This window comes from Salinibacterium sp., assembly GCF_031364185.1.
GTDB lineage: Bacteria > Actinomycetota > Actinomycetes > Actinomycetales > Microbacteriaceae > Rhodoglobus.
This window is the reverse complement of record NZ_JANLVV010000217.1, coordinates 1-7,762: the sequence shown is the minus strand read 5'-3', so window position 1 is coordinate 7,762 and position 7,762 is coordinate 1. Positions and strand designations below refer to the sequence as shown.

The 7,762-nt window shown below is 64.5% G+C and carries 6 protein-coding genes, 1 tRNA gene and 1 pseudogene; 6 read left to right on the top strand and 2 right to left on the bottom strand.

The features are described from left to right. Nucleotides 1–299: hypothetical protein (locus tag RMN95_RS09565; protein ID WP_309616690.1), on the top strand; the 299-nt coding region annotated here is incomplete at its 5' end. 166 nt (nt 300–465) lie between these two features. Next, entirely contained in the window at nt 466–2,133 is a 1,668-nt protein-coding gene (locus tag RMN95_RS09560) for a CHAP domain-containing protein (RefSeq protein ID WP_309616689.1), read from the top strand. A gap of 382 nt (nt 2,134–2,515) precedes the next feature. Here the strand turns inward: RMN95_RS09560 and RMN95_RS09555 are convergent, their stop codons facing one another. Next, complete coding sequence (locus tag RMN95_RS09555; RefSeq protein ID WP_309616688.1) at nt 2,516–3,250, bottom strand: hypothetical protein; 735 nt, start codon at nt 3,248–3,250, stop codon at nt 2,516–2,518. A 123-nt stretch (nt 3,251–3,373) separates the two neighbouring features. Between RMN95_RS09555 and RMN95_RS09550 the strand changes: the two genes are divergently transcribed. Together RMN95_RS09550 and RMN95_RS09545 are read left to right on the top strand one after the other, a co-directional pair. After that, a tRNA-Gln gene (locus tag RMN95_RS09550) sits at nt 3,374–3,445 on the top strand. 486 nt (nt 3,446–3,931) lie between these two features. Further along, a complete protein-coding gene (locus tag RMN95_RS09545) occupies nt 3,932–4,753 on the top strand; it encodes an aldo/keto reductase (protein ID WP_309616687.1) in 822 nt (273 codons plus the stop codon). A 436-nt stretch (nt 4,754–5,189) separates the two neighbouring features. Here the strand turns inward: RMN95_RS09545 and RMN95_RS09540 are convergent, their stop codons facing one another. Beyond that, entirely contained in the window at nt 5,190–6,566 is a 1,377-nt protein-coding gene (locus tag RMN95_RS09540; protein ID WP_309616686.1) for a DUF222 domain-containing protein, read from the bottom strand. A 266-nt stretch (nt 6,567–6,832) separates the two neighbouring features. Between RMN95_RS09540 and RMN95_RS09535 the strand changes: the two genes are divergently transcribed. Beyond that, nucleotides 6,833–7,312 (top strand): hypothetical protein, encoded by a 480-nt coding sequence (locus RMN95_RS09535; RefSeq protein ID WP_309616685.1) that lies wholly within the window; start codon nt 6,833–6,835, stop codon nt 7,310–7,312. Then, nucleotides 7,296–7,762: pseudogene (locus RMN95_RS09530) on the top strand (phosphate ABC transporter permease subunit PstC); the annotation flags it as partial. The gene RMN95_RS09535 and the pseudogene RMN95_RS09530, both read left to right, overlap by 17 nt.

The window sequence follows — 7,762 nt, the reverse complement described above, 5'->3', positions numbered from 1 at the left end:
TGGTGGGCATCCGTCAATTATCGCTGCTGCGGGTGACCGGCCGCCCGCATCCCCGTCCGCGGCCGGTCCTCTCGGGCGTCTGCCGCTCGTCTGCCGCTCGTCCCCTCGGCCAAATGAAGGAGATTTCACCCACCAGCACTTTTTCGCGGGCCAGTGCCGTCGTGTTCCACAAAATCTCCTTCATTTGGGTGAGGTACGGCGGGATCGGGCGCACGGGCGGGATGGATGCGGGGGCCGGGCAGGGAGAGTCGCGATACTACGTCTGCCCGGCAGCGCAGGTTGTCGGTGACGGTCCGTGAGGTAAACGGCGACTTATGCTGCGGACAAGAGTTCGCGAACGGATGCGCGAGCGCTACAAGCGCCCGAGCGACCGGCGCGACGGGCTGGCAGCATGGCACGGTGGGTATGCGAAGAAGAGGCAGAGGCACGCGCCTCGGCGCAGTCACGACTGCAACCGTTCTCGCCATGATGGTGGGCGCACTTGTACCAGCCGCTGCCGCACCGACGGCGATCGTGACATCGCTCATCATCACCTGCACGTCAGATTCCTGCGACGGCGGGCTGTGGCAGGCGGCCAGGGGCGCGGCCAACGAGATCTCGTACTGGGGGATGGGCGCCGGTCACAACTGCACGAACTACGTAGCGTGGAAGCTGATCAGCAACGGCGTAACACGCCCCAACATCGGGCTGGGGGATGCCGGCGAATGGGCGGGGTCTGCGGTATCGAATGGCGTGAAAGTTGATAGCGTCCCCGCGATTGGCGCCGTGGCGCAGTGGGATGCGTACGCCGATAACGTGGGAATGTACGGGCACGTTGCCTACGTCGAGAAGGTGAACGGCAACGGCACGATCCTGGTCTCGGAAGACTACTGGCGCCCCAATAACGCGGGCGGTCCGCTGACCTTCAGGACGGTGGATGCCTCGACGGTGTCGAACTTCATCCACTTCGGTGATCGCTCGCGGTGGATCAGGGAGGTCGCGTTTGAGGCGCCCCCGGCCGCGACGGTGTCACAGCCGGCCGAGACGCTGCTTCAGCCGGGTGACGTGGCTCCGAGCATCCCGCCCCAGGAGGTTCCGCGCCCCAGTTTTGCGCTTCCGGGGGAACCCGCGGGCAACCCATTCATCGTGCCGAATCCGGGTGCGATCGAGTCGGGGGCGGGAACACCGGCTCAGCCGACCCCGAACGGCACACCGACACCCGAGCCATCGGGTCCCATTCCGACCACCACCCCCACACCACCACCGGGTGATCTGCCCCCGCCCACCGGCACTCCCACCCCGAGCCCGACAGAAACGCCCACCCCGACGGCTACTCCGACCGGGCTCCCCGTGACCGGTGAGCCGGGCGCTCCACTCTGGCAGGAGCGCAGCACCGGGCTGCTGCGCCAGCCGACCGCGATGAGTGCGGTGACGATGCGGGCGGTGGATGCGGCGGAGAGCGCGACGGGGACGGCGGTCGCGGCATCCACCCAGCTGGTGTTTGCTGATGGCGGCATGCTGATCACAGCGACGAGGTCGCCTGACGGCTGGACCATCGCCGACACGGGATTGACCTCGCGCAGTGAGTCACTCGTGGCGGTCGATATGGGTGGGCAGTGGCCGCAGGTGGTGTCGGTCGACGAGGGGCAGCTGTTCCTGAGCGCGGCGAGCAGGTCGGGCTGGCAGAAGATGGCCACGGGCATCCGGATCACCGGCGAGATGGCCGCGCTCGATATGGGTGGGCTGTGGCCCACGATCATGGTCGCCCAGAACGACAAGCTGTTCCAGGTGCACCGGGGCATGCAGGGCTGGCAGGTGAGCAACACCGGTATCGCCGTGAGCGGCGCCCTCTCTGCCGTGAACGCGGGCGGGATTGCGCAGGTTTTTGCGATCGAGGGCGGCGTGCTGCAGCAGTTGTGGGCCGATGAACTCGGCTGGCACAAGAAGAGCACGGGCATCGAGGCGGCGGGGGTTATGTCGGCGGTTGTCGTCAACGGCGCCGTGCAGGTCATCCTCCTCGAAGACGGTGTGGTCAACCAGGTCACGCTCGACAGCACAGGGTGGCACAGGTTTTCTACCAGGATTCCGGCGGGCGCCGAGGTCACTGCGGTCGACGTTGGCACGGGTTATCCGCTGATCATCCAGGCCGGCTAGCGACCCGCACTGGTTGTTCGTTGGAGAGGTCGTCATCCGTTCGTCGTCTGCGCCATTTCGGGGCGTGCGCTATAGCTGAAGTTGTGGCGCCTGCGCGGCTCTGGGGCACACGGGTCTGGGAGCACCCGATGGACCGCCGGTGCGACCCGGCGTCGCGGCATCCGCCTCGCTATCTGCGCAGTTTCGGGGCGACTGCGGTGTGGCGCGCGTACGCACTTGTCCCAGAGGTGCGCAGAAGCCGCGGGGGAGGCGGGGCGGCGAACGCAAGATGGCCCCCGACCAACGGTGAAGGCCGTTTCGGTCGTGGCGGTCAAACCTCACCAGCGAATATCAGACGCAGGACACTAGCGACCCCCGCGGGTCTTGCTGGTAACCGAGGTGGCTACGAGTTCGCGCCGATGCTGCAGTCGCTGACGTCGGTCACCGACGACCACCCCTCACCGCCGCCGAACTGCCCGCCCACTGCGGTGAGCTCGAAGGTGCACTCGCTGAAGGTCACGCCCGATGCCGCGCTGAACCCGTAGCGGTGACTCACCCAGCCGCGGAAGGTGCCACTGTCGTCGCCGATGCCAAACGCGATCGCGCCATTGCCCGGTACCGTGACACTCTTGGCGTCGAGACAGGGCGTGGTAGCGGATGGGTCTTCGCGCAGCATCCCTCGCCCCACGATGGGGAGGCCGTCCGGGGTCGGCATCACACCGATGGGGCTGCCCAAGGGCCATTCCGAAGTGGATGCGGCAGTCGGCACCGCGCTGATGTTCGCCCGGGCGAAGCTCCACGCCTCGGCCGCAAACAGGTCGGCGTTATAGGTGGAACCGCACGACTCGACGAAGGCTCCCGGTAGGGTCTGATTGGCGATGTCGTCGAAGGCGATTGGCTGGTGCACGCGCATCTCGAGCGCCAGTTGCGCACCGTTCGGGGCCGTCGCGATGGTCTTGACGATGAGGGTCGTGTCGGCCTCGACGGCGCCGGGCGCTTCGGCGGCGGGTGCGGCATCCGGAGTCTCAGGAGCAGAAACGTAGGTCTCGCCCTCGGGCGGCGCCGCGGGTGTGGCAGTGCAGCCGGCCAGCAACAGAAGCAGCGGTGCGGCGGCGGCTAGGAGGGTGTGCGTTCTCATGATGCGCAGCATAGGGGGCGCGATTAACGCGTTGTCGCCTCAAAGTTAACGACAGCAGTCCAGGCGGCGGATGACGATCGGGTGATGCTCGGTCTGGCAGACTATGGGGGCACGAGAGTGCGGTCCGCCTTGGTGTAATGGCAGCACGACAGCCTTTGGAGCTGTTAGGTCTAGGTTCGAGTCCTGGAGGCGGAGCCGGGAGGGGCTCTGGAAACTACGCGGATCGGGTTTCGATAGCTCAAGGCTCGTTTAGGCAGCACGTCGAGGTTGGCACTGCAGTCGCAGAGATCTTCGGAAAACGGGACAAGTTTCACATACGTCCCCATGAATTCACGGCGTTCTGACCCGACGGCATAGTCACGCAATGTGACACCTATTCATGATGACATCGCTCTAAACACTCTTGTTTCCTGGACTGTTCCCGGAATTCAGCTGGGGAGTAGCGTGGCCATACAAGCTCGCCCCGGCGAAGTCGCTATGGTCTGCAGCACGGTTTGCTGACAGTTTGACGTGCAGTAGACCTATTCGCAGCTCTCGTCAATCGTCTGTCTAACCTCGATGATCCCCTCGTCGAGTCAGACTGATGGGGCGCGAGCGCAAGGGGGGATGCCAGGAAAATTTGCCTGTCTACAATCGGTGGAAGGTCTCTAGTTCCGAGTCTCGCAATGTGAGGAAATCATCATGGCCGCACTGACTGACACGTTCACCCTCGATAACGGCAACACCATCCCGAAGATCGGCTTTGGCACCTGGCAGATCCCGGACGGAGCCGGGGCCTACGACGCGACCGCGGCTGCGCTGAAAGCTGGATATCGTCACATCGACACCGCGCGGGTCTATGGCAACGAGGCGAGTGTGGGCCGGGCGGTGCGCGACAGCGGAATCGCCCGCGACGAACTGTTCATCACCACAAAGCTGCCCGCCGAAGTCAAGGACTACGACGGCGCCAAGGCGAGTTTCGATGTGTCGATGGCCGCTCTCGATCTCGACTATGTCGACCTGTATCTGATCCACGCGCCGTGGCCCTGGTCTGACATGGGCAGCGACCATCGCGAGGGGAATAGGCAGGCCTGGCGGGCTCTCGAGGAAATTTTCGGAGCCGGCGGATCCCGCGCGATCGGCGTCTCCAACTTTGAGGTAGATGACTTGCAGTCGCTCCTGGCGTCAGCCACAGTTGCCCCGCACGCCAACCAGATCCGTTACTTCGTCGGCCATACCCAGAACGACGTTGTGGAATTTTGCGCGGAGCACAACATCCTGGTCGAGGGATACTCCCCGCTGGCCACCGGCGCAATTCTCGACCACGAGGATGTGACGGCGATCGCCGCGAAATACGATCGGTCGGTGGCGCAGCTCTGCATCCGTTACGTACTGCAGAACGGCATCCTGCCGCTGCCGAAGACGACGAGCGCGTCGCGGATGACGGAAAACGCCGATGTTGATTTCGACATCACCGACGATGACATGGCCACCCTCGACGCGCTGACCGACACCGAGCCGTAACGAGCTGCGCGGGCCGCTAGTCCCTGGCGCGGCAGGCATCGGCGTGTACCTGCGGGGCCCTCGTGCAAGGGTGTGGTTCTCTGCTGCGCTTCGCGACATTCCATCTCATCTGCATATCGCGTGTCATAGCCAACCAGTCACGAGAGAAGATCGAAGCCACGATCGCGAAAACTCTTAGACCTAAGCCCACCGCATCGCACGTGTCATCGACTCCAGATTTCGACTAACACTGCTCCTGCTGATCTTCCGGGCTTTAAGACGCCGAGATTCACTGTGCATATGAGTGCGAATTGAATAGCACTGGGTTTGGTTTCGGAAACCCGATAGCTTTTTGTCGAAGCCGGATGAGCTCCTGAGTAGGCAGTATGTCCTCGGCAGCCCCTGATCTCCGTTTTGCGCTGCTGGCGCAGGCGTGACCTCTCGGGTGCCGCCTTGGTCACGCGATTCGTGCTAGTGGCGTGCGTGTTCGCGTCCAGTCGGGAATGCCTGGCCCGCGAACCTGCGGGAGGCCTGCGACCATGCGGTACTCCCACGGCCCTGTGTCGACCTGTTGGTGATGCCAGAAACACAGCAGCAGTCCGTTATCGAGCGCGGTGGGGCCGCCATCCCGGTCGGGGATGACGTGGTGTGCCTGCAGCGTGTAGTGGGGGCTTGTGCATCCGGGGGTTGAGCATCCGGCCCCGTCGCGGGCGACCATTCCGAGTCTTTGCATCGGGGTGAAGCAGCGCTGTGGTGAGCTGATGGCGGTGACGGCGCCGTTCTCGTCGGTAGTGACGGCGCGGTAGCCACCCGCGTCGATGAAGCGCTCGACGGTGCAGCGAGACACGGGGAAGGGTGAGCCAGCCATGGTGCCGATGCCGTCAGACTCGAGGCCAGCGTCGTTCGCGAGGTCAGCAGCGGTGACGGTCACGAGGACGGTGACTGCCTGGCCGTCGAGGCGTGGTGCCCCGTCGGCGGCGGACGCGGCGATCAGAATCTCGCCGAGGGCATCGTGGCGACGCTGTCCGGGAGTGCGTGGGTCTGTCGAGAGGCCGAGATCGTCGGCATTCAGGACACTGTGGTCGACGAACCTCGGGGAGCGGCGATGCGCTTCCAGCAACCCGGCCAGAAGCACCCCGATCTCGGGCAGCAGCCTGCCGCTGGCAGGGATGAGGCCGTCGTCATCCGCAGTTCCCAGGCGGAATTCACGGCGACGTATTGCTCGCTCTTCGCGGGGGCGGGCACCGTCAGGGTCTGCAGCGGCCGTGACCTGTCGGATTTCGCCGGCGAGAAAGTCGACCGATACGGCGGCGGCCTTGGCTTGTCCGTTGGGGGTGAGGCCGGTTGCGAGACCCACCATCACGGTCTCGGCGATATCGAGCACATCGGCGGGCGCCCGCCCGGCTATGGAGGCCAGCTCTGTCGTGATGAGAGTGGCAGCATCCAGGCCAAGCCCACCGGCATCAAGCGCCGCGCTCACTGCCGGGCAGGTGGCAGGAAGAGCGGCACCGGTGATTGTTCGGCCTGCGCTTACGGCGCCAGCGATAGTGAGTCGGGCGCGAGCGGAGCGTTCCGAGATGTGTGCGAGTGATGCCAACGCAGCAGTCGCAGACGGGTACCCGAGATGTTCGCCCAGCATCGGGTCATTCACCAGCGGCGCCAGGACGCGAACTCGGGCACAATCTGCAAGCCGACCCATCGACTCCACCGCTGCTACGACATCAGAAACAGGCCCCACAGTGTCGGATGAGTCCCCGTGAAGCAGCTCGATCAACGCCGCCAAATCGTGGGCAACGACATCCACCTGACGGGTGATTGCCTCGCTGCTCAACATACTCGATTCTAGCACACATTCGAATACATATTCGATAAAATAGCCGCCGATGTTCGCCCTCAGGCGATCCGAGAGAGCCACCGAAGTCCCGGTCACCGGGCGGAGCCGAAGTGTACCCCGAGCGGTACCCCGATACATCCATTGTTCACCTAAAAAGGTGCTGTCGTATGCGCACCTGACCCGACGCGTTTAGTGCTGCTTATTTGAATTCGATTGCCTGGCTACCCGAAGCCAAAGCGCGGCCTTGAGTAGAAAGTGGCCTGACGATGGCTGTTGGACCTCGCATAGTTTTCGTGCGCTTTCAGAGTGCCGAAAGCCCGAAGCTAACCCCGTGGCTGGCTCACGTTTCGCGGGTGGTCGGCCGCACCGCTCGCGCCACCGTGCCTGTCGTCGGTGATAGCCGCGTCGTGTGGCAACTGGTGTCGGCGAATAACCGCGAGCTCGCCAGGAGCGTGGATGTCTACGGCACGTTCGAGGCCGCCACCGTCGGCGCTCAGTACGTGGTTGATTCGAGCGCCGATTCTGTCATCGAGCAGGTGAGCGAGTCTGGTCGCGGGGTGTACGGGTGGTTTGCGACGGTCGATGGCGTGCCGGTGATGACCTGCGCACGCTGGTACGTCACCGACCGAGATCGCCGCCACTCGATCGAGATTGCACGCAAAGCCGTGGTGGCGGCGACCCTGCACACCGGGGCGCGACTCAACCTGCCGGCGCTGATGGGAGGCGACCTTGGCCGCCAGCGATGAGCCTGGAACCCGGCTGCTCGAGGTCGCCGAGCCGGCAACCATCGAACCAGCAACCGAGGCACTGCCGATCCCGCAGGACAAACCGCGCAAGCTGTCGTCGAAGATCGACCGACCGGATGCCGCGTTCCGCTGGATCGCGCGCGGCGGCGGCACCATCGTGGTCACCGTCATGTCGCTTGTGGGACTGTTTCTCGCCTACCAAGGGTTCACGGCGCTGCAGGTAGCCGGGCCTTCGTTCCTCACCGAGCAGAGCTGGGATCCAAACTCCGGAAAGTTCGGCATCGCAGCGGTTCTCGCCGGCACCTTCTTCATCGCCCTGACCGCCATTGCGTTCGCGCTGCCGCTCGCGCTCGGTACTGCCCTCTACATCAGCGAGTACGCGCCGGCCAAGATCAAGAACGGCCTCGTCACCATCGTCGACCTCATGGCCGCGGTGCCAAGCGTCGTCTA